25 protein-coding genes, 2 tRNA genes and 1 other RNA gene are annotated in these 24,610 nt (G+C 40.4%); 18 read left to right on the forward strand and 10 right to left on the reverse strand.

Going from position 1 to position 24,610, the window contains the following annotated elements:
- Positions 1-566: 566 nt before the first annotated feature.
- The 4 genes from eif1A (at position 567) to FKV42_RS00515 (ending at position 3,037) form a co-directional block, all read left to right on the forward strand.
- Positions 567-884, forward strand: a complete 318-nt coding sequence (gene eif1A, locus FKV42_RS00500; RefSeq protein ID WP_154808295.1) for a translation initiation factor eIF-1A — start codon at positions 567-569, stop codon at positions 882-884.
- Positions 885-892: 8 nt separating this feature from the next.
- On the forward strand, positions 893-1,702 hold the full coding sequence (locus FKV42_RS00505) for a serine protein kinase RIO (protein WP_154808296.1): 810 nt from the start codon (positions 893-895) through the stop codon (positions 1,700-1,702).
- 18 nt (positions 1,703-1,720) lie between these two features.
- The gene (locus FKV42_RS00510; protein ID WP_196213997.1) at positions 1,721-2,257 is read left to right on the forward strand and encodes a KH domain-containing protein; all 537 of its coding nucleotides are present in this window, start codon (positions 1,721-1,723) and stop codon (positions 2,255-2,257) included.
- An 84-nt stretch (positions 2,258-2,341) separates the two neighbouring features.
- Positions 2,342-3,037 carry a DUF1614 domain-containing protein gene (locus FKV42_RS00515; RefSeq protein WP_154808598.1) on the forward strand — a complete coding sequence of 232 codons (696 nt, stop codon included), beginning with the start codon at positions 2,342-2,344 and terminating at the stop codon, positions 3,035-3,037.
- Here the strand turns inward: FKV42_RS00515 and FKV42_RS00520 are convergent.
- Both FKV42_RS00520 and FKV42_RS00525 read right to left on the reverse strand, forming a co-directional pair.
- Positions 3,020-3,931 carry an RAD55 family ATPase gene (locus tag FKV42_RS00520; protein WP_154808298.1) on the reverse strand — a complete coding sequence of 304 codons (912 nt, stop codon included), beginning with the start codon at positions 3,929-3,931 and terminating at the stop codon, positions 3,020-3,022. The two genes, FKV42_RS00515 and FKV42_RS00520, sit on opposite strands and share 18 nt — an antisense overlap.
- An 85-nt stretch (positions 3,932-4,016) precedes the next feature.
- A complete protein-coding gene (locus FKV42_RS00525; RefSeq protein ID WP_154808299.1) occupies positions 4,017-5,387 on the reverse strand; it encodes a dihydroorotase in 1,371 nt (456 codons plus the stop codon).
- A 220-nt stretch (positions 5,388-5,607) separates the two neighbouring features.
- Between FKV42_RS00525 and FKV42_RS00530 the strand changes: the two genes are divergently transcribed.
- The 6 genes from FKV42_RS00530 (at position 5,608) to phoU (FKV42_RS00555) (ending at position 10,600) form a co-directional block, all read left to right on the forward strand.
- Positions 5,608-6,528, forward strand: coding sequence for a PstS family phosphate ABC transporter substrate-binding protein (locus tag FKV42_RS00530; RefSeq protein WP_196213998.1), 921 nt, complete (start codon positions 5,608-5,610; stop codon positions 6,526-6,528).
- A 23-nt stretch (positions 6,529-6,551) separates the two neighbouring features.
- Positions 6,552-7,439: a phosphate ABC transporter permease subunit PstC gene (pstC, locus tag FKV42_RS00535; protein ID WP_154808300.1), complete on the forward strand. Its 888-nt coding sequence runs from the start codon at positions 6,552-6,554 to the stop codon at positions 7,437-7,439.
- Positions 7,440-7,444: 5 nt separating this feature from the next.
- Positions 7,445-8,302: a phosphate ABC transporter permease PstA gene (gene pstA, locus FKV42_RS00540; RefSeq protein WP_154808600.1), complete on the forward strand. Its 858-nt coding sequence runs from the start codon at positions 7,445-7,447 to the stop codon at positions 8,300-8,302.
- Between the two features lie 39 nt (positions 8,303-8,341).
- The gene (gene pstB / locus FKV42_RS00545) at positions 8,342-9,112 is read left to right on the forward strand and encodes a phosphate ABC transporter ATP-binding protein PstB (protein WP_154808301.1); all 771 of its coding nucleotides are present in this window, start codon (positions 8,342-8,344) and stop codon (positions 9,110-9,112) included.
- Between the two features lie 6 nt (positions 9,113-9,118).
- The gene (phoU, locus tag FKV42_RS00550) at positions 9,119-9,766 is read left to right on the forward strand and encodes a phosphate signaling complex protein PhoU (RefSeq protein WP_154808302.1); all 648 of its coding nucleotides are present in this window, start codon (positions 9,119-9,121) and stop codon (positions 9,764-9,766) included.
- 183 nt (positions 9,767-9,949) lie between these two features.
- Positions 9,950-10,600: a phosphate signaling complex protein PhoU gene (gene phoU / locus FKV42_RS00555; RefSeq protein ID WP_154808303.1), complete on the forward strand. Its 651-nt coding sequence runs from the start codon at positions 9,950-9,952 to the stop codon at positions 10,598-10,600.
- Positions 10,601-10,620: 20 nt separating this feature from the next.
- On the opposite strand, the gene FKV42_RS00560 is transcribed toward phoU (FKV42_RS00555), so the two are convergent.
- The 4 genes from FKV42_RS00560 to FKV42_RS00575 all read right to left on the reverse strand — a co-directional run bounded on the left by FKV42_RS00560 (position 10,621) and on the right by FKV42_RS00575 (position 16,318).
- Positions 10,621-13,344, reverse strand: a complete 2,724-nt coding sequence (locus tag FKV42_RS00560; protein WP_154808304.1) for a DNA-directed DNA polymerase — start codon at positions 13,342-13,344, stop codon at positions 10,621-10,623.
- 64 nt (positions 13,345-13,408) lie between these two features.
- Positions 13,409-13,519 (reverse strand) — tRNA-Met (locus FKV42_RS00565).
- 92 nt (positions 13,520-13,611) lie between these two features.
- Positions 13,612-14,211 (reverse strand): hypothetical protein, encoded by a 600-nt coding sequence (locus FKV42_RS00570; RefSeq protein WP_154808305.1) that lies wholly within the window; start codon positions 14,209-14,211, stop codon positions 13,612-13,614.
- Between the two features lie 73 nt (positions 14,212-14,284).
- Entirely contained in the window at positions 14,285-16,318 is a 2,034-nt protein-coding gene (locus tag FKV42_RS00575) for an S-layer protein domain-containing protein (protein WP_154808306.1), read from the reverse strand.
- 503 nt (positions 16,319-16,821) lie between these two features.
- On the opposite strand from FKV42_RS00575, the gene FKV42_RS00580 reads away from it, so the two are divergent.
- On the forward strand, positions 16,822-17,601 hold the full coding sequence (locus FKV42_RS00580) for an ATPase domain-containing protein (RefSeq protein WP_091710929.1): 780 nt from the start codon (positions 16,822-16,824) through the stop codon (positions 17,599-17,601).
- A 3-nt stretch (positions 17,602-17,604) separates the two neighbouring features.
- On the opposite strand, the gene FKV42_RS00585 is transcribed toward FKV42_RS00580, so the two are convergent.
- The gene (locus FKV42_RS00585; protein WP_154808307.1) at positions 17,605-17,748 is read right to left on the reverse strand and encodes a hypothetical protein; all 144 of its coding nucleotides are present in this window, start codon (positions 17,746-17,748) and stop codon (positions 17,605-17,607) included.
- Positions 17,749-17,833: 85 nt separating this feature from the next.
- Between FKV42_RS00585 and FKV42_RS00590 the strand changes: the two genes are divergently transcribed.
- Entirely contained in the window at positions 17,834-19,210 is a 1,377-nt protein-coding gene (locus tag FKV42_RS00590; RefSeq protein ID WP_154808308.1) for an ATPase domain-containing protein, read from the forward strand.
- A 47-nt stretch (positions 19,211-19,257) separates the two neighbouring features.
- On the opposite strand, the gene FKV42_RS00595 is transcribed toward FKV42_RS00590, so the two are convergent.
- Positions 19,258-19,497: a transcriptional regulator gene (locus FKV42_RS00595; protein WP_154808309.1), complete on the reverse strand. Its 240-nt coding sequence runs from the start codon at positions 19,495-19,497 to the stop codon at positions 19,258-19,260.
- A 142-nt stretch (positions 19,498-19,639) separates the two neighbouring features.
- Here FKV42_RS00595 and ffs point away from each other — a divergent pair.
- From ffs to FKV42_RS00610, 3 genes are all read left to right on the forward strand, one after another.
- Positions 19,640-19,954: signal recognition particle sRNA (gene ffs, locus FKV42_RS00600), an RNA gene on the forward strand.
- A 59-nt stretch (positions 19,955-20,013) separates the two neighbouring features.
- Positions 20,014-20,098: transfer RNA gene (locus FKV42_RS00605), tRNA-Ser, on the forward strand.
- Positions 20,099-20,199: 101 nt separating this feature from the next.
- Complete coding sequence (locus FKV42_RS00610) at positions 20,200-20,433, forward strand: hypothetical protein (RefSeq protein WP_154808310.1); 234 nt, start codon at positions 20,200-20,202, stop codon at positions 20,431-20,433.
- Here FKV42_RS00610 and FKV42_RS00615 read toward each other — a convergent pair whose 3' ends face one another.
- Positions 20,434-20,760: a ribonuclease P protein component 4 gene (locus tag FKV42_RS00615; protein ID WP_154808311.1), complete on the reverse strand. Its 327-nt coding sequence runs from the start codon at positions 20,758-20,760 to the stop codon at positions 20,434-20,436.
- 17 nt (positions 20,761-20,777) lie between these two features.
- On the reverse strand, positions 20,778-21,431 hold the full coding sequence (locus tag FKV42_RS00620) for an MBL fold metallo-hydrolase (protein WP_154808312.1): 654 nt from the start codon (positions 21,429-21,431) through the stop codon (positions 20,778-20,780).
- A 194-nt stretch (positions 21,432-21,625) separates the two neighbouring features.
- On the opposite strand from FKV42_RS00620, the gene FKV42_RS00625 reads away from it, so the two are divergent.
- From FKV42_RS00625 to FKV42_RS00635, 3 genes are all read left to right on the forward strand, one after another.
- Positions 21,626-23,044: a D-aminoacyl-tRNA deacylase gene (locus tag FKV42_RS00625; protein WP_154808313.1), complete on the forward strand. Its 1,419-nt coding sequence runs from the start codon at positions 21,626-21,628 to the stop codon at positions 23,042-23,044.
- 57 nt (positions 23,045-23,101) lie between these two features.
- On the forward strand, positions 23,102-24,214 hold the full coding sequence (gene ftsZ, locus FKV42_RS00630) for a cell division protein FtsZ (RefSeq protein ID WP_154808314.1): 1,113 nt from the start codon (positions 23,102-23,104) through the stop codon (positions 24,212-24,214).
- A gap of 183 nt (positions 24,215-24,397) precedes the next feature.
- Complete coding sequence (locus FKV42_RS00635; protein ID WP_154808315.1) at positions 24,398-24,610, forward strand: protein translocase SEC61 complex subunit gamma; 213 nt, start codon at positions 24,398-24,400, stop codon at positions 24,608-24,610.

Genomic DNA, 24,610 nt, shown 5'->3' on the forward strand with positions numbered 1-24,610 from the left:
TTTCCTATTTGCACATAGTTTGGTTAATTCCTTGATTTTGTTTAGTAGTTATACACTACCGGTCAGAATTAACCGAACTGCCAAATCCAACGTCAGACAGAAAAAACTTCTGTCTCCACTTGTAAGGCGGTGATTGTAAGTGTTTTCGCGCGATTTGCGCGGACTCCTTCAAAGGCCATCATCGTATATATAGCTTTCGAACACAAGGTTCGAAGCCAAAGGATGAACCTTTGGAGCACATCTAAAATGCTCACATTCCCACTCGGATTTCATATGTATGTTTTAATCCTATATGGAACTTGTGGCATCGTCATCAAACTCACTGCCATATAGACAGAAAAGAACTAATGACCCTTCCAAGCTGCCTTGGAGGGAATTCATACATACCACACATTGCATATAAAGATTACGTATTTAATTAATTTCAAATGAATAATAACTGGATATAATACCAATTACCATCAACAAAAAAGAACAAAATCATAAACAAAAGCAAAGCTACGCAAGCTTTAACAATATATGTGACATAGCAGTACACAACCCAGAAAAATGCAAGAGGGATAAGCTTGCAGTACAAGAAAAGAAACAATGTTCCAGACACAGGCGAAGTCACAAGAGTTCGCACCCCGCGCAAGGAAAACAACGAAATTCTAGCCACCGTGGAAAGCATGCTAGGAGCAAATCATGTAAAGCTCAGATGTATGGATGGCGTCGTGAGGATGGGCAGAATCCCCGGATCAATGAAAAAGAGAACATGGATACGGGAAGGAGATATTGTAATTGCAGTCCCCTGGAGCTTTCAGAATGAGAAAGCAGACGTAATATGGAAATATACACGTCCGCAGGTAAACTGGCTTGAACGCAAGGGATACCTGAAAGGATAAAACAGAACATGAAAAAAGAAGTAACAAGCAAAGTAAAGCGCATCGACACCAAAGTCGATAAATCAAGGATGAAACGCAAAGACACCGATACTCTAAAAGTAAAAGAGAACGTCTTTGACGAACCAACATTAAAGACCCTTTATACATTATCTAATAAAGGAATAATAGAAGCCATTGGAGGATCCATCAGCACAGGAAAAGAAGCAAACGTATTCCTTGCTGAAGATGCTGAAAAAGACATAGCGGTGAAGATATACAGAATATCTTCAAGTACCTTCAATTCCATGGAGGACTACATCCTCGGAGACCCGCGTTTCAGAAACGTGAGGCATTCAAAACGTGATATAATATTTGCATGGACAAAAAAAGAACAACGAAACCTGGTACGTGCAAAAGAAGCAGGCCTTAGAGTACCAGAACCCATTGTAGCAGAACGCAACATCCTGGTAATGGAATTTATGGGAGAGGAAGGAATACCATACCCCCAATTAAAAGATTACAGGATGGAAAAAGAAGCTGCAAAGGAAGCATTTAATATAATCATTAACTACATCGATCTCCTGTACAACGAAGCAAACCTTGTTCATGGAGATTTAAGTGAGTATAACATACTAATAATCCCTGAAACTGAAGAACCCGTATTCATTGACATGGGCCAGTCAGTAACCAGGGAACATCCCCGATCAATTGAATTCCTGAGAAGAGATATCGAGAACATAGCACGCTATTTCAAAAAATATAGTATTAACGAAGATCCACACGAACTGTATACATCGATCAGGAACAAAGAAGCGAAAAACGAAGAAAATAACCTATAACGTACAAGGTAGACAATTATGACACACATCAAAGTTCCTAAAGACAGAGTTGGCGCAATTATCGGACCAAAGGGTCGCGTCAAACAGATAATAGAAGAGAAATCAACAGCAAGTCTGGATATTGACAGTGAAGAAGGAACTGTAGAGATCATACCAGGAGATGATCCTGTCGGAGCCATGAAGGCGGAAGACGTAATCAATGCAATTGCAAGAGGATTCAATCCGGACAAGACATTCACAATGTTTGATGACGATATGCTGATGCTTGAAGTCATTGACCTTTCAAAACATACGGGAACCCAAAAAGAACTGCTGCGCCTTAAAGGACGAATAATAGGAAAAGGCGGTAAGACCCGAGAAATTACTGAAAGACTGATAGGCGTAAAAATGTCAGTCTATGGAAAGACGGTCAGTGTAATTGGTACACCTGAACAAAATCAGATAGCAAGAACTGCAATAGAGATGCTGATTGACGGAGCAAATCACGGAAGTGTTTACAGCTATCTGGAAAAGAAAAGGCAGGAACTACTCCAGTCACAGCTTGATTACTACTAAATTACCAACTTTTTGAGATATACGAATAGTATATCTCACCAAAAATATAAAAGCTCTGAAACCCTAATGATTATCAGAGGACAGATGAGAGGATACACTAATAGTTCCGAGATTAGGACATACGCAGCTTTTGTACTGATATTACTCCCCACAGCAGCCCTTTGTTATAAAAGATACCTTTCGCTGGGAACCATAAGTCCCTTTGTACTAATGGTCATCCTTTTTGCAATGCTACTTGGTTCGGTCGCTGAGATACCGTTAATTACAACACGATCAAAAAAACCAGAGCAATTATTCAGATACGCACCAATCCTTGAAGACATATATTCAGTTCCAGTCGTAAAAGAACTGAGCATTGGAAAAGACAGAGTTTTTAACACCACAATAAGCACAAATGTTGGTGGTGCGGTCATCCCTGCACTTGCAACAATATACCTTTTACTGACCCAGCCAAACAACACAGCATTGGAAATTATGCTTATAGTTGTTATCGCAGTTAGCCTTCTTTCAGAGATGACAGGAGGCATAGGATTAGTAATACCAGATTATATTGGCCTTATTGCATTGCCATTCTCACTTATAGTTTCACCCGAAAATGCCGCATCTGTAACATTCATTGCAGGCGTTGGAGGAATACTTACAGGAAATATAATCTCAGTACTCACATTCAATAAAGAAAGAACAGGTAGCGCCTTTATTAGTATTGGTGGCGCTGGTAGTTTTAAAGCAATATACCTGACAACAATTGTTGCCAGTTTATTATCATACTTCGTCCATTGACATTCCGCCACCAAGCCTTTCAGCTCTCCTCTTTTCGATTCTGTCCTGTAGAACCTTAGAAGGGATGTTTAGGGCCCTGTACTTGGCTATGCCGTTATTTGTGAACCTGAATGGCTGAGGTGTATGATCCAAACGGGTCGCCCTCATTTTCTGAACTGCCATCACAGGCATTGGAGTAGTATCAATATCATTTGTCTGAATAAAGTCAAGGAAAACAACACCATCACCAAGGAAATCAAAGTCATCATATTCCTTTACTTCTATTCCATGGGATTTCTCAGTAACAAGAATAGCAGTAGTCTGATTTTTCTTTAGTAATCGGTGAAGTCCACGCCACGAAGCTGAAGTGCGGAAATCACTTGGAGCTGTAAGGACATTCATTGAATCAAAAACAACCCTTTCAGGTTTATGTGAATCTATTATCTCCATCATTTCCTCTGAAGTCAACATAGAGATACCGAATATTTCCAGATAACCGTCATCAATATACTTTCCAACATCCCATCCAAATCTTGCAAAATGCTGCACAAGTTGCTGAGCCCTTTCCTCAAAGGAAAAGAAAATACAACGTTCACCATTTTTTACACCTTCCATAAGGTACTGCATGGAAAAAGTAGTCTTACCAGTACCAGGAGGACCAGTCACAACTATGGCAAACCCTTTTGGGAAACCTCCCTCCAGAAAATCATCCATTCCCGGAATTCCAGTTGTAACTCTCTTGATGATACGGTCTATATTCTGAGTATCGAGCTTGGCCTTGAAACGTGTAGAATCAAGATTAAGAAGTGCCTTTTCTAGTACAACGTTCTTTGCGCCAAGTTCTTTCTCGTATCTTTCGAGAACTTTAATAGCATCTGCGCTTAACGTAGTATGAATGGGGAATTTGGTTTTCATCACACCACCTGTATGTACATAATATGTGATTATATATTTAAAATGTTATGGTATTATGACCACACTTTCTAAATTATGAACACACTTATTCAGAGTCACTTGAAGTGTAACCTCTACCCGGAAGGAAATTTCCCCGACCTCTTGATGCAATCAGGTCACCATCCCACACAACTTCACCACGCGCGATAGTATATTCCGGGAAAATGCCATCCATACCTTCGTATGGAGTCCAGCCTGCCTTACTGTGGAGCTCATCACCTTTGATCTCAGTAACCTTGGAATGGTCAACTATAATGATATCAGCATCATAGCCTTCGGCAAATACTCCTTTTGAAAAACGATTCAGACCAAATATCCTTGCAGGATTCTTACTTGTCACATCTATCATGCGCCCCAACGACAAAAGATTTCTTTTTACTGCAACCAGCATCAACGGAATTAAAGTTTCAACCCCGGGGACACCTGAAGGAGCACTCTTGATGTCAGTATCCTTTTCAGCCTCAGTATGCGGCGCATGGTCTGATGCCACTACATCAATAGTACAGTCATTCAAAGAGTTAAGTAACACCTTAACACTTTTGCGACTCCTCAGAGGTGGATTCATCCTGCCAAATGAACCTAGACGGTCCCAGTCCTTGGTGGAGAGAAATAGATGATGAGGTGCGGCTTCACTTGTAATCATTGGAACACCGCCCCCTTTTGTATCAATATAACGTTCTTTACGCAAAAGCCCCACGGACCCCATGGCACTTATATGACAGAAATGCGCTTTTGTTCCGTTCTTGCGTATCAGTTTGATAGCTTTTTCAACTGCAATAGCCTCACAATAATCCGGGCGAGCGCGGGAGTGAGAATCCGGAGCATAATCATTCTTAAGGAAAGCCTCACATTCCAGCCGGATTTTGTCATCTTCCGCATGGATACATGGCAGAGCATCAAGTTGTTTCATCACAGCCAGTGCTTCATCAAGACATTTTTCATCAATATTAAGAGCACCAGTTGATTCTGCCATAAATATCTCGCCAAAAGCAGTAGCACCACTCGTCCACAACTCTGGCAGTTTATCAATATTCCCTGTTACCCCACCATAAAGTCCAAAATCCACTATGGAATTACGGTTAGCTATTTTGAGCTTATCCTTAAAAGTTTTCTTGTCAATGGTAGGAGGAATAGTATTCGGATGATCAATAACAGTAGTGATACCACCTGATGCGGCAGAGCACGATCCTGTGTACCAGTCTTCCTTTTCAGTTAATCCCGGATCGCGGAAATGGACATGGACATCAATACCGGCAGGAAGAGTAAGTGAACCCCTGGCATCAATAACCTGATTCAGACGCTGAACATCTATCTCTTTTGCAATACGGGATATCTTTCCATCTTCTATAAGAACCTCTGCGGGTTGAAGATAATCATTGACAAAGACTTTAGTGTTCTTGATAAGAATATCTGGCATAGTATCCTATATCCCCATAGAAGTATATGCGTTTTATGATTTTTTGAATCTAATGAAAATATGCATTGACTATATAGATATATAGCTGCTATATATCCAATGTACGCGAGTAACTGAAATATAGGAATATATATTGTACTTACATAACCCTTATGTATCGATTTTGTAATGGTTCACTGACAAGTTACGTAGAACCCATAATAAAATGGTGAACCAGAATATGATATCAGGAAAATTATTCAAAAACATTACACTTTGTTCAGTAGTAATGTTAATTATTGCAGCCGCATTCATTGGAATCGGTTGTGTAGATAACGAAGATACAACTACAGAAGATGTTACAACTGAAGACGTTGCTGAAGAAGCAACAGTTTCAGGAGAGATCAGTGTAACAGGATCAACCACAGTACTTCCACTTTCCACACTTGAAGCTGAAGCATTTATGGATGAATATCCGGATGCAATTATCACCGTAAAAGGTGGCGGATCAGGAGTAGGAATTGCTGCATTACTTGATGGAACTACTGAAATCGCTCAGGCATCAAGATCCATAAAAGATTCTGAGGTAGACGAAGCTCAGAGCAATGGAATCAATCCAGTAGAACACGCTATTGCATGGGATGGAATTGCTGTTGTTGTAAATCCAGAGAACCCGGTTACAGAAATCACTTTTGAAGACCTTAAAGGCATCTACACAGGAACCATAACCAACTGGGCAGAAGTAGGCGGAGAAGACGCTGAGATCAGTGTTGTAGGCCGTGACAGTTCCTCAGGAACATACGAATACTTCAAGGAAGAAGTTCTCGGAGACGATGTAGAATTTACAGAGAATGCACTTGCACTGTCTGATAACGGACTTGTAAAGGAATCCGTAGTAGGCAACACACAGGCAATCGGATACATCGGTTATGCATACCTTGATGAAAATGTAAAGGCACTTGCACTTGATGCAGCAGGAGATGGCACACTTGTAGAAGCTACCCCTGAAATGATTACAAGCGGCGAGTACCCACTTGCAAGACAACTCTATTACTACACTAATGGCGAACCAACCGGACTTGCAAAGGAATACATAGACTACGTATTCAGTGCTACCGGACAGGATGTAGTCTCCGAATCCGGATACTTCCCAGTAAACTAAGTATTCAACAGCTTAGAGGATAGATGTTAACCAGAAACTTGAAGGAAAAGGGCATAGAATCACTGCTTTTCGCATCAGGAGCAGTGGCAGTGATTGCCCTTATCCTTCTTTGTATCTTTTTATTTAAAGAAGGTGTGCTCCTATTCAAAGATTATTCAATTATCAATTTCTTGACCGATACAAGATGGTTACCAACAGCTAAAGAACCACAATTCGGGCTTTTACCTCTGCTTCTTGGATCTTTTGTAGTGACCGTCGGTGCAATACTATTCTCGGTACCATTAGGACTGGCCGCAGCAATTTATATTTCTGAAATAGCCGACCCAAGATTTGCAAACATCATGAAACCTGTTGCAGAAATACTTGCAGGCATACCGTCTGTAGTCTATGGTTTTTTTGGCCTTGTAGTACTTGTACCAATTGTTCAGAAAACTTTACAACTCCCTACAGGCCAGACAGCACTCACCGGTTCAATAATACTTGGTATAATGGCCTTGCCCACCATCATATCAATCTCAGAAGATGCCATTAGTTCAGTGCCCAGAAGTATAAAAGAAGGATCACTTGCACTTGGATCCACACAATGGCAGACAATTTATAAGGTCACTTTTCCAGCAGCATTATCTGGAATATCCGCAGCCGTAATGTTAGGAATCGGAAGAGCTATCGGCGAAACCATGACTGTAATGATGGTTTCAGGTAACTCAGCAATTATTCCAGGATTTCCTTCAGGCCTTTTCACATCAGTAAGAACGATGACAGCTACAATTGCACTTGAAATGGGAGAAGTTCCACAGGGAAGCGACCACTTCCATGCACTTTTTGCAATAGGTTCTGTACTTTTCATAACTACTTTTATCATAAACATAATTGCCAACTATATAAAAAGGAGATATAGGTTCAACCTGTGATAACCATGATATTCAATGCAAAAACTAATGAAAAAATAGCATTTTCGCTATTAAAAATTGCAACAGCCATGGTTATTGCTTTCGTTGTAATAATCCTATATGACATTATATCCAATGGGTACAGCGTACTGAGTATCGAATTCATTACAGAAGCTCCAAGAAAAGGAATGACAGAAGGAGGGATATATCCGGCAATTGTTGGAACGATCTATCTGATTATAGGCTCGATGCTTGTTGCGCTTCCTCTTGGAATCCTTTCAGCAATTTACCTGACAGAGTATTCCCAGCCAGGAAGGACAACATGGGCAATTGAGATGGCAATTAATAACCTTGCAGGTACGCCATCAGTTGTTTTCGGACTGTTCGGGCTTGCAGTATTTGTCAAATATTTCGGATTTGGAGACTCGATTCTTGCTGCATCATTGACACTTGCGTTATTGATATTACCAGTTATTATAAGAGCCAGCCAGGAAGCACTTCTAACTGTTCCAAAAGAATACAGGGAAGCATCACTCGCCCTTGGAGTTACTAAATGGGAAACGATCAGAAAAGTAGTTCTCCCTGCTGCAATACCGGGAATAGTAACAGGTGCGATACTGGGAATAGGAAGAGTTGCAGGAGAAACTGCACCAATATTGCTAACTGGTGCTGCATATTATTACCCAAGACTCCCAAGTACTATATTTTCACAATTCATGGCACTTCCATACCATCTGTATGTACTTGCCACTGCTGGAACCAGCATTTCCCAGACAAGGCCTATCCAATATGGTACGGCACTAGTATTGCTTGCATTAGTATTATTTGTAAATGTGATAGCAGTCACCGTCAGATCTCACTATCGCAAAAAACTCAAAAGATAATAAATCAGTCCATTTTGCATAAAATCAAGAGGATAACATATGCCAGAAACTTACGATAACGGTACCGAAATTGAGGTAAAAAACCTTAACCTCTGGTATGGAGAGAAACATGCACTCCACGACATATCAATCGATATCCCAAAGAACAGCGTGACCGCCTTTATTGGCCCATCAGGATGTGGAAAGTCTACATTCCTGAGATGCCTCAACAGGATGAACGATCTTATTCCTACCTGTAAGATAGAAGGTCAGGTCAACATTAGTAATGAGGATATATACTCCAGGGAAACAGATGTTGTTGATCTCAGAAAAAAAGTAGGAATGGTTTTCCAGAAACCAAATCCTTTCCCAATGTCAATCTTTGACAATATTTCCTATGGACCCAAGATTCATGGTTTTAGCAAAAAAGAGATGCCAGAAATTGTTGAACATGCACTCAAATCAGGTGCACTCTGGGAAGAGATCTCAGACAGACTTGATGCCTCAGCCCTTGACCTTAGTGGTGGCCAGCAACAGAGACTCTGTATTGCAAGAACACTTGCAGTAAAACCTGAAGTGATACTCTTTGATGAACCATGCAGTGCACTGGACCCCATCTCCACAAGTAAGATAGAAGACCTGATTCTTGAGCTGAAAAAAGATTACACAATTGTCATTGTTACACATAATATGCAACAAGCTGCTAGGATATCTGATTATACAGCATTCTTCCTGTTGGGTGACCTGATAGAATTTGGTAAAACAAACCAGATTTTTGAAAATCCACAGAAGAAAGAAACTGAAGATTATATCACTGGCAGATTCGGGTGAAGTTATATGGCACGTGATATATTCCAACAAAATCTGGAAACACTCAAAGGATACGTTATTGAAATGGGGAAATTATCCCATGAAGCAATGCTTGGAGCAATACAGGTGCTCAAAACCCAGGATGCCGAACTGGCAGAGAAGGTATTCCAGGGCGACGAGGCAATAGATGATTATGAACTAAAAATAGAAAAATGCTCTACTCAGTTAATTGCACGCCAGAACCCTACAGCAGGAGATATGAGATTAATAATTTCCTGTTTTAAAATAGCAATTGATCTGGAGAGAATGAGTGACCTTGCAGTCGATATTGCGAATGTTGCCAAATGCATGGGAACAGATCATACAGAACAGGATAATATTCTGAAAATGGCAGACATTTGTGATGAAATGTTGCAACAGACAATCAAATCCTTTGAGACACTTGACCATGAATTGGCATCGTCTATAGCCCTGAAGGATGACCAAGTCGATAAACTATTCTACGGAACACAAACTAAGCTTATAGAATTAATGATAGAGGACAACTCCCTCATAAACAATGCATCGCACCTCCTGCTTGTACTTCGCTACCTTGAAAGGTTTGGAGACCACGCATGCAACATTTGTGAGAGTATTGTTTATATGGCAACAGGCCAGCGAGTTAATCTCAATTGATAGCTTAAAAATACGCATAGATCCAAAATAAAAGATTCAAAGTTCCTATTAAACACTTGAATCTTCACTTTTTTGTTAATGGTAATTGGCATAAATATCTGGAAGAATAAGTTTTTGCAAAAGGGAGAAAAAAGCAGCTAAAACTACATAGAATGATAAGCATACTATAATCAGGGTGGATAAATGACACGTACAAAATACTATGATAGTCTTAATTCTTTGAAACGAGACATGAATGAAATGGGGAATTTGGCGCATGAAGCTATTGACAACTCAATAATAGCTCTGAGAGAGCTTGATAAAGAGCTGGCAAAAAGAGTGATTGACGGAGACCAGCTAATCGATGATTATGAAATGAAAATTGAAAAATCAATTACCCAGATCATAGCACTCCAAAGCCCTACTGCAGGAGATATGAGATTTGTCACATCATGTCTTAAAATAGCAATAGATATCGAAAGAATGAGCGACCTTGCTGTGAATATTGCAGAGATTGCAAAAGACATGGAAGGAGATCATGTCAAACCTCTTGTAGACATCCCAAAGATAGCAGAAATTGCCAGCGGAATGCTTGAACAGGCGATGGTAGCCTTTGAAACAAATGATGCAAAACTTGCTGAAGCTACTGCAAAAAAAGATGATGAGATAGATAGAGCATTCTATGCCATTGAAAAAGAGCTCATAGAAATGATGGCAGCAGATAATAGCATAATTACAAACGCATCACATCTTTTATTCGTGCTGCGCTACATTGAGAGAATTGGAGATCATGCATGCAATATATGCGAAAGCATAGTTTACATTGCAGAAGCTCAAAGAAAGGATCTTAATTGATCTAATAAAACAATTAAAATTTAGAAATCAAACAGCGAACTCTGTGACTTCTTGTCCACAGGTGTTTGCTGGGTTTTTACTTCTGTTTCCTTTTGCTTAAACTTTTTTACAGGAGATTCTTGTGGCTTGTCAGAGAAATCGAACAAACCTTTTTGTTTTGAATCATAATCAAGGTTTGCTATATCCACTCCAAAAACACCCAGAATGCGTTCTACAGGTGGCAACAACTGCTTTTTGATATAATAATCTACATCAATAGGAATATTGTTATCCTTCACGTATTCGGGATCCTCAGCACGATTTACAAAAAGGTCTTTTCCTGCTATGATCACAAAAGGAATACGCTCCCCCACTGGTGGAGGCGTTCCTGTCCTTTCCTCTATTTTTTCAGCTACAGTCAGATGTGGCTGTTTATTTTTATAACTGGAAGCTTTCTTGGAGAACATGCGAGTCATGGTCAGGTCTTCAATGATATCGGAATCTTTTCTGACATCAATATTTCTTACACCATCAACCACGCCCCTGACATGTTGCACAGCAGCTTCAACATTACCTTCTTTAAGGACCATCTCAAGGATACGGTTAAGAGTCTTTGAAGTTAACTCACACCAATCCCTGCGAACTGTTTCCATACCCTTTACTTTTATACCGCCCTTCCATTCATCTCCAGAGCGTTCAAATACCCATAGAGCATAACGCTTCTTTGCAATGAAAAGAGCACGTTTTGCAATCGATTCGAACTCTAATTCCATAGGATCCGGAAGCGAGGCTGAAACTGTTGAAGCAATTTTGCTGCCTAACAGGCCGCCATCATCAAGAGAAAAATCCTTTTTAGAGGTACATTGCACAAAAACACTGTCTGTGTCACCATAAACTACTGACAGGGACACTACATGATCATCAGGTTCAATAGATGATAATTCTTCTGTAAAATAAGCAGAACCGTCCCTCAGGATAACCTTACTGATGCCACCATTAATAAGAGCACGCGTATTGAGAATATTCTCCCTGCCAAAACTGGTTACAGCGTTTGCAAGAGTGAGACTGTAAAGTTTTGCACGAGTATATCCGGAGTAACCATAAAAACTGTTAAGTAGAATCTTCAGTGCAAGCTGAGTAGCATCCAGAACACGATATTCTGCATCATCTGATGCGTTTTTCATTTTCTTTTTAGTTTCAACCCTTCTCTGAAGCAGACTTTCAAGAATAGATGGCATTATTCCTTTGGAGACATCTGCAGAAACAAACTCACCACCAGAGGGAGGAATTATAGTTTCGCTGCCTTCTGGACGATCCCGCTCCACAACAGTTGTATAACACAGGTTGTGTGCCATCATAATAGTTGGATAAAGTGATTTGTAGTCAAGAATCACAACATTCTCAAGCAGTCCTTTTTTAGGCTCAAGTACTTCACCGCCCTTCAGACCTTCACTACTACGATTTCTCATCGCTACAAGCTCATCACTTGGCTTTGGAGGAATAACCCGATCATGTTTACCATATTCCCTCAAAAGAAGATTATCAACCATTGAAGTCTGGCCACCATCAACGACTTCCTGCAGGAGAGAGCCACTCACCTGGGCTACTGCTATGTGTTTATCGAGTAGACGAAGTTTTAAGATAAGCGCTATTGCAAGTTCAGAGTCCCTGCGGGCATAATCTATGAACTTAAGGAGCTTCTCGCCATCATCTCGCCAGTATTCTTCCATCTCAGAAGGCGCAACATCCAGTTTTTCCATATCCAAAAGCTCTTTTGACACATTTCGGAGTGTATAGCGCTTAAGACTGTATTGGCTTCGTATGAGTGGCAATGCATCCACAACAACCCTACCAGGGATGGACACCATTGTCCTATTACCAATCTTACGGTAACTCAATACCCTGCCATCACGCCCGACCGTTGGCCTGATGGTTTCCCCGGAGTTTGCAAGGACAGCAACCCTATCAGCAATATAAGGGATATCAAAATCATTGATATTATAACCTGATACAATATCTGCATCATATTCCTGGAACAACTCAAAGAACCTGTTAAGCATCTGAGCCTCGGAATCAAAACTTAGTACATCCTCATCTGCCCCTTCTACTTTTTTGGACACCAGAACAAGAGTGTCATGACCGTTAAATGCAGGACTGAAAGACATACTGATTATAATGACAGGTGATGTCTCCGGGACAGGCATTGATCCATCTATAGGAAGACATTCAATATCAAAAGAAACGTGCTTAAGCGGTGCACTGGAGAGCCTTTCAGATTCTTTTACAGAAGAAGCTGTGAAAATAGAATCACAGTATATATTGTTGTTAGTGAATGGATTTTCTGAGATCTTCTCTGTTGTGACCCAACCCATACCATGAAAATCCATATCAATCATAAAACGGTTTCTGAACAGGATATCGGTTTCATATACCTCTTTGGCACCGGGGAGAGTCAGAACATCATCACGTATTTCAGGAACATTACGAGGTTCCATGGTAGTAATGCGCAACATTGGTTTCTTTGAAACCTGATAACCTACAGGTTCAAATTTAGGAACAATCTCTACCTTCTTGATTACATCAAACCTTTCTTTCAACATAATGGCAAGCTTATCAAGCTCTCCATCTGCATTCATATAGAAATAAGGTTCAAATCCCGGTACAAAACAGCAGACGCTTTGTCCGTCTTCAGCCCTGCCAAAAAGACGAACCACCGGGCCACTTTCGTGCCCTATGTAATCAGCATCCAGTATCTGAAAGTTCATGACTTACCTTACAGACTTGCAACATATATGCTTTGCGTTAAAGTAAAAGAAAAATAAGAAAGAGTGCCCGGAGCGTGACTCGAACACGCGACCTCCAGATATCTCAGGAGATTTTGGACGCACGGAAGTTTATTCCCTATGAGTCTGGCGCCCCAACCAACTAGGCTATCCGGGCAGTGCAGCATGTAAAAGGGCAAAGTCATATTAAAGCGTATCGATTGAAAGGCCCACTGTTTGCACAAATCATTAAAAATAAAAGATTCCGGGTTAATACCCGGTTGCTTCAGCCAACATACTCACAACAGTTTCATCTTCTGTTGCGCCATGTACAACAAATACATACACACCATTGTTCCATATGTAAGTGTGTCTTTCTATATCGCTTGTGCCTATTGTCACATATTCAAGTACCATTACGGCAGAATGTTCATTAACGGAAACATCCGTAAAGCGATCCCCTGATCGAAGACCATTAAAACCTGCCTGGTATTCCGTGATAAATTCTTCTGCGGAACTTGTACTGTTCAGCTCTATGATATTAATATAGGCATCTGTGGAATCCTGATACTTATAAAATCCTTCAGCTCCTCCTAGAATACCGGAAACCGAAACATAATCACCTTCCACATCATCAATGGAGAGTTCGTGAGATCCAAGGAACACATAGCCGTCAGGAAGAACATCTACAGGTAAAAGACCAGTACTGTTAGAACCTTCAGGGATATTATCAACTGTAACTGTAGTAATAGTAGTAGTAACATTATCCGATTCAGTTGCAGGGGTTTCTTCAACAACCTCATCCGTGCAACCGGATATTGACAGTATAAGAAGACTAATTAATAAAACCGTTATGATTTTTTTAAACATGGTTACACCTCTGGATTAAGAATATTAATTAAAAAAAGAAGTAGAAGGGATTAACCCTTCTTTATTTTAAAATTTAGTTTCTTCTGACGAGGTATGCTACTGCAAGAAGACCAGCTACTGCAAAGACTGCTTCAAATCCTGGGGAGTCTTCCTCAACAGGTTCTGTAGTATCTTCTGCTTCCTCAGTAGTTTCTTCGGTTACTTCCTCGGTAGTTTCTTCGGTTACTTCCTCAGGAGTTTCTTCGGTTACTTCCTCGGTAGTTTCCTCAGGAGTTTCCTCAGGAGTTTCCTCAGTTACTGGTGCACTTTCACCGATTGTTCTCTCGACGAATGGGTAGTATCTGAGTGTATCGTTGTCAGCTGTCTTGAGCTTCATATCTTCTGCAAGATCAATTGTCTTGTCGGATGACAGAGTGATTGCATTAGAGTTGTACATTGTGATTGTATCATCAATAGTTACAACTTCAAGCTCTCCGAATTCATCATCTTCTTCGACTTCAAGAACGTCTTCGTAATCGACAAGCCAGAGACCTTCTACGACTGCAAGACTGTCTACCTGGCCCTGGAATACATCGGATACGTATACTCTGAAGACAATAACATCATCTTCGTCACCAATGTCAACTTCATAGTCCCAGGTATTCTCGTCACCTGCAACATCCATAACTTCATCTTCGACAAATTCTCCATCCTTGGAGAGCTCCATCCAGACCTGTTCACCATCTACATCGATCTGCTTTGCAGTAAGTTCATAGCCTCCTGCAAGTTCGAGTGCTGAACCGGTTGTGAGTGTGTACTTGTCATCAGAGTCAATAAGGAGTTTTACAAGTTGTCCTGCATCATCATCTGCAGTAGGAACATATTCCTCTGCGAAAAGACCAATGATTGGGAAGGTATCGTTGTCATCTGGGTGGGTGTCAGCAGGTTCAACTGAGAAATCAGCACATTCATAGTCAGTCTGCTGGATAGTTGCATTGTACCAGATGCCGCCTTCCTTAGCAACAGTATTAGTACCGGTTACAGTGACGTTAAGTGTTTCTGAGGATTTGTCAGCATCAAGATCATACCAGAAGCCAGCGAAGGTGCTTGCATCCCAGGTGGCGAGACCGATACCTTCTGCAACAGAACCTCTTACCTCATAAGTACCTGCATCAGTATATTCTTTGATAAGATAGAATCTAAGATCGCCTGCATCAGAATCTGCAGTCTCGATTGTCATACCTTCTGCAATGTCAATAGTATCGTCATTGGACAGAGTGATTGCATTAGAGTTGTACATTGTGATTGTATCATCAATAGTTACAACTTCAAGCTCTCCGAATTCATCATCTTCTTCGATTTCAAGAACGTCTTCGTAATCGACAAGCCAGAGACCTTCTACAACTGCAAGACTGTCTACCTGACCCTGGAATACATCGGAAACGTATACTCTGAAGACAATAACATCATCTTCGTCACCAATGTCAACTTCATAGTCCCAGGTATTCTCGTTACCATCAATATCCATGACTTCATCTTCGACAAATTCTCCGTCCTTGGAGAGCTCCATCCAGACCTGTTCACCATCTACATCGATCTGCTTTGCAGTAAGTTCATAGCCTCCTGCAAGTTCGAGTGCGGAACCGGTTGTGAGTGTGTACTTATCATCATTGTCGAGCAGGAGTTTTACAAGTTGTCCTGCATCATCATCTGCAGTAGGAACATATTCCTCTGCAAAGACACCAATGATTGGGAAGGTATCGTTGTCATCTGGGTGGGTGTCAGCAGGTTCAACTGAGAAATCTGCACATTCATAGGAAGTCTGCTTAATAGTTGCGTTGTAATAAAGACCGCCTTCCTTATAGATTACATTGTCACCGTCTGTGGAACCATTGACAATTCTCAGTTCTTCACTAGAGAGACCTTCGTCGAGGTCATACCAGAAACCTGCAAAGTTTGTGGCATTGATTATGATATCTCCTGATTCAGCGGCAAATATTTCAGTGAAATTTGCACCGTTGAAGACTTCACTGCGCACTTCAACTGTGTCCTCAACTGCTACTGCAGGTGCAATTAATGCTGCAAGTGCAATGAGGGCAACTAATGCGATAGTTGTAAATCTTTTCATTAAATTTTCCTCCGTATTTATTCATAATAAAAGAGTGAGAATCAAAGAATAAAGCGAATTTCGCCCTATTAGCTCCTGGCTTCAGACAAACAACATAATTCGTCTTTTGCCGAAGGAGACTTCATCACCCTCCTAATCCCGTCATATTGGATTACAAGTGTTCTATTAAACAATTGCCGTATTAAATCTTTTGTGGTCTAAAACTGGACAATTATCGCATTGCATTGGCAAACATCGATGCATTCGACGGTAAATGTCGAACTCACTTTTAATTTTTGAAGAAAATATAGGCAAATCATGAAATAACCTTCATAAATCGTCGATGCCAGATTTTGCTTAATTCCAGAAAATCGAAAAAATCAATGCCTTGAAATTCTAATAGTTCAATATATTTATATATGTTACTACATAAAAGGGACATGAAATAAAAGTCTGGCAATATTCAGAAAATATTCGACATAATCAACGATGGATTTACCAATTATTAGGAGTGAAAAAATAAGATGTTCGATGGTGCAGTTTCTGAAGAAATATCAATGGATGACGAAACAAATCGCGTCAAAACAGGCATTCCCGGTTTTGACGAATTATGTGGCGGCGGCCTGATACGCGACAGAACATACCTGATTTCAGGTACATCAGGTGCGGGAAAAACAAACTTTTCCATACAATTTATCTACAATGGAATCACGAAATACGGAGAAAACGGAATCATAGTGGCAACTGAAGAAAGGCCCGAACAAATAAGGGAGAACGTCCTTAAGTTTGGATGGGACCTTCAGGCACTTGAAGATGAAAACAAACTCGTAATTATTGATGCATGCTCAACTAAGATAGGCATTCCTTCTCAAGAAAAATATGTTGATGTGAGACCATTCGACATCAGATCCATGATGGATCAGATAATAGCTACACAAGAAGAGATCAATGCAAAGCGTGCACTTGTCGATTCAACAACTTCTGTTAGCTTCTATTTGCAGGACCCCGCAAAAATCAGAATTGAACTTCTCAAACTTAGTACTACCCTGGAAGTCATTGGTCTTACATCCATGATGACATGTGAACTTATCGATGAATCCAAACCTTCAAGATTTGGTGTTGAAAACTTCGTCACTGACGGTACTATAGTATTATACTACAAGAGGCATGAGAACGTCAGAATGAGGAGTATGGAAATATACAAGATGAGAGGATCAGACCACAGCAAGAAGATCCACCCATATGATATAACTCCAGGTGGATTTGTGATCCATCCTCACGAAGAAGTGTATTCAATGTTCTAAAAATTATAAGTCAGGATACATTTCTTCATGGCCGCATTCAACACATTTATAGATTGCCAGTGTGCGGCCAAAGTGATCATATCTTTTTAGTACAGGGTATCTCCAGCGGTTCATTTTACCTTCACAAACAGGACATCTGTAATTCACCTATTTTCACCAACAAGTAATTATATAAAAGTATATATTAAATTAACGAATAAACTTTATGCAGACGACAGAAAACAGAGATAATATGGATAAATTGAAACGTATTTCATGTGGTATCAAAGGACTTGATACAATCATAGGAGGAATAATGTCGCCCTCCACAGTCCTGGTAGCAGGGACTGCAGGCGTGGGAAAAACGATAATGTCACTGCAGATGTTATCAAACGCTTCCAAAAATGGAGAGAAAGCACTTTACATCCCAATTACAACTGAAAGTCCTGAAAAACTGATGCTTTATAATTCAACACTTGAATTTTATGAAGATTCCTTTGAGATTCATCCAATTAACAGGCAACTGGCTGAAAAAGACCCACTGACCACGTTAATAGAAATAGGGAACATCCTTGAATCAATAAAACCTGACAGACTTGTCATTGATCCCATTACACCACTGGGCTATGGGTTCATCGAACAGGAAAAAAGAAGATTCTTTTATACACTTGATTCCATGCTGCAAGAAAGGAATATGATTACATTTTTGGTTGGAGAACTAATCAAAACAGAAATCCACAATTCCGTAGTCAGCCACCTATCTGATGGAATAATATACCTTACAAGAGAAGACAGGAACGCAAGAGCAAATCATCGCCTTGAATTTATTAAAATGAGAGGAATTGATCCCGGAAAACGTTCAGAAATTACAACACATAAATACCTCTACGACATCAATTCATCCGGTTTTACCGTATACCCACACCTGAAACCGGTGAAGGAAATAAATCTTGATGACACGCGGGTTGAAATTGGAGTTCCTGGCCTTGACAGTATGTTTGGAGGAGGGTTATACCGATATAACAGCCTGCTTGTGGCAGGTGTCCCGGGTACTGGCAAGAAGTTATTCGGATTACAATTCATATTACAGGGATTGGAAAACAACGAAGCTGCAATGGTCATCACTTTTGAAGATACGCCTCATCAAATAATACTGGATTCCAGAAGGATGGGGTGGAACTTAGAAGAATATATCAATAAAGGACTTTTGCATTTTATCTGTACAAACCCCAATCAGATATATCCGGCAGAACATGCAGATAGAATTAAAGAAATTGCCGAAACAAACGATATTCAAAGGGTCTTTTTTGATGGTACAAACCATATGGAAATATCGATGCCTGATATGCTTGAACTTAGAGGATACATCTATTCAATCACAGGTTACCTGAAAAGTAAGAACATCACATCTTTGTTCACCACAGACATCAAACCTTCGGAATGCCCGGGTAATGAAAAGATAGATATCTCAACAATAATGGATTCCGTGCTCATATTGCATAATTCAAAAGCAAGAGACCGCCGATATATGTGTGTTACAAAATCCAGAGGTGCAAAGCATAAGCGTTCCATCAAAGAATATGCAATCACCGAGAGTGGAATTAAACTCAGGACAGACACCCTGATATGAAACCAGATATATAATTTTAACAAAAAAATAAGAAAATGAAAAGATAATCAGATACTCTGAACCTTGCGTTCCAGAGATTCACCCAGTTCAGTGAGCATATACATATCAGATTCCTGAACTATCAACTCTTTTTCAAGCAGTTCTTCCACAATCTTTTCTACCGATGGGCGTGCAATATGCATATTACGGGCAAGTTTTCCTGCATCTAGTTGATGTTTAGAACCCAAGAGAGCGAGTAATTTCTGGCGATTTTTGTTACCTGTTACAAATCCAATCAATTCTTCCATTTTCAGCCTCCTAACTAATTATTGTCTAGCATTCTATATATTACTTTTACATGTATCCATCCAGAAACTCTTTTCAGAACAACAACAACCATGCTAACTCTGCCAAAGGATACTTTTATAACCAGTAATGCATATCTAAGGGTGGCAGGCTAGTCTGGGTAGGCCGGCGTTACCTGTAACCCGAAATCGCCGATATGCGGGAGACGAAGCCTGAAGAAGATGTTTGGACCATTTTCAAACCTGTAATTTCAACTGAGAAACCCCGTCCTGCTTGGATGACGTTGATATAGGTGCTTACTGGAGAGCATGTACTTATATCTTAACTGCGGGAACCAGCCCAGGCCCGGAAGGGAGCAGGCCTACCGTAGACAATCGTCGCTTGGAGGGTTGCGGGGTGGAGAAGAAGTTCCAGACCACCTGATTATGGAAAAGGCAGCGACTTCGGGCGTGCCTGTCACTTTAACCCGGAAAACGTTAAATACCTGAATTGCATTTAGGAACGAACACGATAAATATGACGAGATAGCCAAGCCCGGTATGGCGCAGGATTGCTAATCCTGTGATGCTTTGCATCTCGGGGGTTCGAATCCCCCTCTCGTCGTTCTGTTTTTCATTACAAACAAAGTTCTAAAAGCTGTTAATATATACATTCCAGATTCCCACGGCAAGAAACTAATAGAATAGAGAAGAAAAGGGCAAATAATGTCTGAAAAAACAACAATTCCTTTATTTGATAAAACAGAGACAGAAAATCAAAATACCAGTTGTACCTCGTGTACTTCATGTGGAGGAGGATGCGCCTGTGGATTAGGAATTAAAGCCGGTTCTGAAAAAGAGGTGGTTTTCAGAAATATATTCCTCTACATAACCATGGGAGTAATAATATTCACAGTAACTTACCTGGCAACAAAATTGCTCGCATGGATCAACCCATGATCAGTCTTTCTTTTCTTTGTCAAAAGGATATCTTTTGATGCTTCCACAATCCAGACATGTTATAATAATAGTGCCATCATTTAAACGCACCCTGGAGTTTTTTCCCGGCAATAGTAAAGAACCACAATTTTTGCAAAAGCTCCTTTTCAATTCAGAAGGGATACTGACTCTGTGACGCATACCTATTTTGCGGGCAAGTGCAACATATCTTTTACTCATTTCAGGCTTCTCTGAAAACTCACTTTTTGCAAGGCTGAAAAGGTACCCTATTCGCTCCTGTGCAATGCTACGGGCAATTGCCTTGTTTTTTTTTCGGGATTTTGCCATGAATAAACACCGGGAAGTTAAATGAGTAAGACCTCAGTGGTTGGAAGCTTTGACTTTATTGATTTTACAAATTCCGACGTCTCAATATCTTTTGCACCATCATAACACATAGGAATAACATAATCAGGTGAAAGTTTAGTTAGGATGTCCACTGCTTTATCAATACTATATAGCTGTTCATCACCTACAGTTAACATTATAACATCGGGTGAAAGACCCTCCATGTCTGCAATATCACATGAATGTCCTGCATGATAAATATTAAGACCTCCAAAACAGAAGAAATAGCCTACGCCCTCATCCAGGGAACGGCCTGACTCGCATGAAACATAAGAAGGAAGAACTTCGATATCCACTCCCTTAATACTTAATTCCCCTGTTAAAGAGTCACCTTCCATTACCCTCCTGGCATCAGCCCTGAACTGCAAGCTAATTTTTTCAGGAATAAGCGTTGTACAATCTGATTTGCGAATCTTTCGGATTGAATCCGGATCGCAATGACCAAAGTGTTCATGCGTGATGAGAATAAGGTCAGCCATATCCTCTTCCGGAATCTTTTCATTTCCAAGTCCACTGGGGTCGATGTAAAGTACCATTTCATCGGATTTTAACATAAAACCTGCATATTCCAGTTTTCTTACCAATACACCATTAATTGTTATATCAGCCAATGTATCACGTCTTTAAATGATTTTTAAGAAATACATAATTGGATTCACCCTGTAACGGTCCCTAGTTCCAAATACAAATTATAAGATTAATACCAGGATAAAACTTCATCCCAGATGAATACATCATAAGCATTAAAGTTAGTGAGAGAAAAATAATTATTTAAAACACTGAAACTGAGATAGGACTACAGAACATGAAGAAGATTAACATATTGTGTTCTGCTGCTGACGCAGCAAGCCAGAACATAAAAGAACACCTACTTCAAAATGCATATTGGGATAAAATAGATGAGACCCCCGATAATTGGAAAGAACTCATTTCAGTTTACAATAATCAGGAAATGAGAATATTAGAAATTGAAGGGCATCACATTTACGAAGACAGAATCGATGAGAAGATGAAGTCGTCAGGATACGATACTGACTTGATAATTGTCGCTTCAAAACATAAAAGCAGCGATGGAAGATCTGTACTCACTGCTCATTTTACAGGAAACCCGGATAAAGCAGATTTTGGAGGAAGACCAAAGGAGTTGTCAGTGGCTGCACCACATATGTTACGCCTTATTTTGAAAAACATGCAGAAACTCTCTGACGATATTGGCTATGAAGTGAATATGGAATCCACTCACCACGGACCAACTGAACTAAAAACACCAATGGTCTATGCTGAGATTGGAAGTTCTGAAACACAGTGGAATTATCCAGAAGCAGGAAGCATTGCAGCAAAAGCCATACTCGAAGCCATTAAAGAATTCACATCCTGCGAGAATGGTGCTGCATACATCCCCATTGCTGTTGGTTTTGGAGGAGGACATTATGCTTTAAGACAAACTGAACTTATACTGAATGCAGAAGTTACGTTCGGCCATAATTTCCCGGACTACCAGTTAGCCTTTGTAGATAGAAACATGATGATACAGGCTTTTGAGAAATCGGGAGCTGATTTTGCATATTTTGACAGGAAATCCATGAGTGCAAAAGAAAGAGACAGACTTTCCAGCCTGATAGATGAACTGCACTACATATTACTAAGAGAGAGTGATATCCAGGAGATTGGAAAGGTACCGTGGAATCTTTTTATGAACATTAAGAACAGGTGCAATAAACTCTGTCCAGATGGAAAGTTCAGAGCTACAGAGGTATTCAGATCACAAATAGAAAAATCCAGGCATAAAGACGAAAAATATGATGAAATCGCCCTTTACAGCATCAATGAAAAACTATTCCAGGAAACGGTCAAAACTAACCGAAAGCTTACTGAAGAAATGCTTGAACGCTGTGCACCCATTTACATGGAGAGAAATAACGGAACTCTTTCAAATACAATACTGGGAATGGGAGCAGATACAAAAAGTGCTATGCAGAACGTTACAAATGAATGCATTAAAATACTAAAAGAGCATTATGAAATAAAATATATTCCTGATGAGAATATACTTTGTATCATCAGTGAAAAATTTGATCCGAAAGCAGCAAAGGAATTGGGAATCCCTCCAGGACCAATGCTTGGAGAACTTGCAAAAGGTAAACCAATAGTATTAGAGGGAAAGACCATTACGCCCGAGATTGTACACAAGAAGAAGGTAAAGCGTATCCATTTGTCAGATTAAATATAAATAATGATACCTGTAATCCAATATACGATTTTCATTTGAGGGAGAAAAAGAATGAGATCCATAGTAGAAGAGGCACTTGCAAGATCTGAACAGGAGGCAAACCTCCGCAGTTCAGCTGCAGTAAACCCCGAGCACAAAGACATAAATGCAGAATTAGAGGAGATGCTACGCCAGCTACACACCAATATTAAAGTGATAGGATGTGGCGGAGGAGGCTCCAACAGTACGCAGAGAATGATCGAAGATGGAATCAAAGGCGCAGAGTTCATTGCAGTAAATACAGATGCTCAGCACCTACTAAATATAAGAGCAGACCATAAGATACTCATTGGTAAGAAGAAGACCAGAGGTCTTGGTGCCGGAAGTCTACCGCAGATAGGTGAGGATGCAGCCCTTGAGAGCGTTGATGAGATTGCAGCTGTAGTAAATGGCAGTGATATGGTATTCATTACATGCGGACTCGGAGGTGGAACCGGAACAGGTTCTGCGCCAATTGTAGCAGAAGCTGCTAGGGATGCCGGTGCTCTTACTATTGCCGTTGTTACATTGCCTTTCAGTGTGGAAGGACAGGTAAGAAGAACAAATGCAGAAGCTGGCCTCGAGAGACTCAGAGAGGTCGCAGACACTGTAATTGTAGTACCAAATGATAAGCTCCTTGAAGTCGTTCCAAGATTACCACTTCAGGCAGCATTCAAAGTATCCGATGAAGTGCTCATGAGAGCAGTAAAAGGTATCACTGAGCTTATCACAAAACCAGGTCTTGTTAACCTTGACTTTGCCGATGTTAGAACAGTCATGCAGAACGGTGGCGTGGCAATGATCGGACTTGGAGAATCAGATGGTGAAATGAAGGCAGTAGAATCAGTACAGAAAGCGCTACGTAGTCCACTTCTGGACGTAGACATATCCGGTGCAACATCAGCACTTGTCAACGTTGTTGGAGGACCGGACATGACAATAGCAGAAGCTGAAAGTGTTGTACAGGAAGTATACAGCAGAATCGACCCTGAAGCAAGACTTATCTGGGGTGCCCAGGTCAACGATGAACTTGAGCAGACCGTGCGTACGATGATCGTGGTAACTGGTGTGAAATCACCACAAATATATGGCCACGGCGGTGCAATGAACGTAACCAGAAAATACGGAATCGATTTTGTTAAATAGAATCTCTCCCTTTTTTAACATAGTATTCTTTCGATGGATGGCAAATATCCGCAATCCAATCGAAAGGTATTTTATTAAAGACGTAGTTTTGATGGCGCTATATACAGACACAGAGTTCTGACATTATATAGCTTCCAAATTAACGCATGCATTATAAACGATCATAACCGGTTGTGAAGTACTTTGGCAGAAAATTCATTTGATTTAAGCAACATCAATAGCGCAAGCATAAACCAATCCTTGAAGACATATTTAAGGGTACTTAAACTAACAAAGAAACCATCAAGGGAAGAATTCCTGACCATAGCCAAGGTTGCTGGTCTTGGAATCCTCGTGATTGGTTTCTTAGGTTTCCTTATTTATATACTCCTGGTGGAAATGCCTAAATGGGTGTAA

This window comes from Methanolobus vulcani (assembly GCF_006546655.1).
In the GTDB taxonomy this organism is placed as follows: domain Archaea; phylum Halobacteriota; class Methanosarcinia; order Methanosarcinales; family Methanosarcinaceae; genus Methanolobus; species Methanolobus vulcani_A.

Bases quoted from the DNA above. Each gene is read 5' to 3' on its own strand.
- FKV42_RS00530 (WP_196213998.1), top strand. From the start codon at position 5,608: ATGATATCAGGAAAATTATTCAAAAACATTACACTTTGTTCAGTAGTA.
- pstC (WP_154808300.1), top strand. From the start codon at position 6,552: ATGTTAACCAGAAACTTGAAGGAAAAGGGCATAGAATCACTGCTTTTC.
- ftsZ (WP_154808314.1), top strand. From the start codon at position 23,102: ATGAGATCCATAGTAGAAGAGGCACTTGCAAGATCTGAACAGGAGGCA.
- FKV42_RS00575 (WP_154808306.1), bottom strand. From the start codon at position 16,318: ATGAAAAGATTTACAACTATCGCATTAGTTGCCCTCATTGCACTTGCA.
- FKV42_RS00560 (WP_154808304.1), bottom strand. From the start codon at position 13,344: ATGAACTTTCAGATACTGGATGCTGATTACATAGGGCACGAAAGTGGC.
- FKV42_RS00625 (WP_154808313.1), top strand. From the start codon at position 21,626: ATGAAGAAGATTAACATATTGTGTTCTGCTGCTGACGCAGCAAGCCAG.
- FKV42_RS00595 (WP_154808309.1), bottom strand. From the start codon at position 19,497: ATGGAAGAATTGATTGGATTTGTAACAGGTAACAAAAATCGCCAGAAA.
- phoU (WP_154808303.1), top strand. From the start codon at position 9,950: ATGACACGTACAAAATACTATGATAGTCTTAATTCTTTGAAACGAGAC.
- FKV42_RS00615 (WP_154808311.1), bottom strand. From the start codon at position 20,760: ATGGCAAAATCCCGAAAAAAAAACAAGGCAATTGCCCGTAGCATTGCA.
- FKV42_RS00570 (WP_154808305.1), bottom strand. From the start codon at position 14,211: ATGTTTAAAAAAATCATAACGGTTTTATTAATTAGTCTTCTTATACTG.
- FKV42_RS00510 (WP_196213997.1), top strand. From the start codon at position 1,721: ATGACACACATCAAAGTTCCTAAAGACAGAGTTGGCGCAATTATCGGA.
- FKV42_RS00580 (WP_091710929.1), top strand. From the start codon at position 16,822: ATGTTCGATGGTGCAGTTTCTGAAGAAATATCAATGGATGACGAAACA.
- FKV42_RS00505 (WP_154808296.1), top strand. From the start codon at position 893: ATGAAAAAAGAAGTAACAAGCAAAGTAAAGCGCATCGACACCAAAGTC.
- pstB (WP_154808301.1), top strand. From the start codon at position 8,342: ATGCCAGAAACTTACGATAACGGTACCGAAATTGAGGTAAAAAACCTT.
- FKV42_RS00610 (WP_154808310.1), top strand. From the start codon at position 20,200: ATGTCTGAAAAAACAACAATTCCTTTATTTGATAAAACAGAGACAGAA.
- FKV42_RS00590 (WP_154808308.1), top strand. From the start codon at position 17,834: ATGGATAAATTGAAACGTATTTCATGTGGTATCAAAGGACTTGATACA.
- FKV42_RS00515 (WP_154808598.1), top strand. From the start codon at position 2,342: ATGAGAGGATACACTAATAGTTCCGAGATTAGGACATACGCAGCTTTT.
- pstA (WP_154808600.1), top strand. From the start codon at position 7,445: ATGATATTCAATGCAAAAACTAATGAAAAAATAGCATTTTCGCTATTA.
- FKV42_RS00520 (WP_154808298.1), bottom strand. From the start codon at position 3,931: ATGAAAACCAAATTCCCCATTCATACTACGTTAAGCGCAGATGCTATT.
- FKV42_RS00525 (WP_154808299.1), bottom strand. From the start codon at position 5,387: ATGCCAGATATTCTTATCAAGAACACTAAAGTCTTTGTCAATGATTAT.
- phoU (WP_154808302.1), top strand. From the start codon at position 9,119: ATGGCACGTGATATATTCCAACAAAATCTGGAAACACTCAAAGGATAC.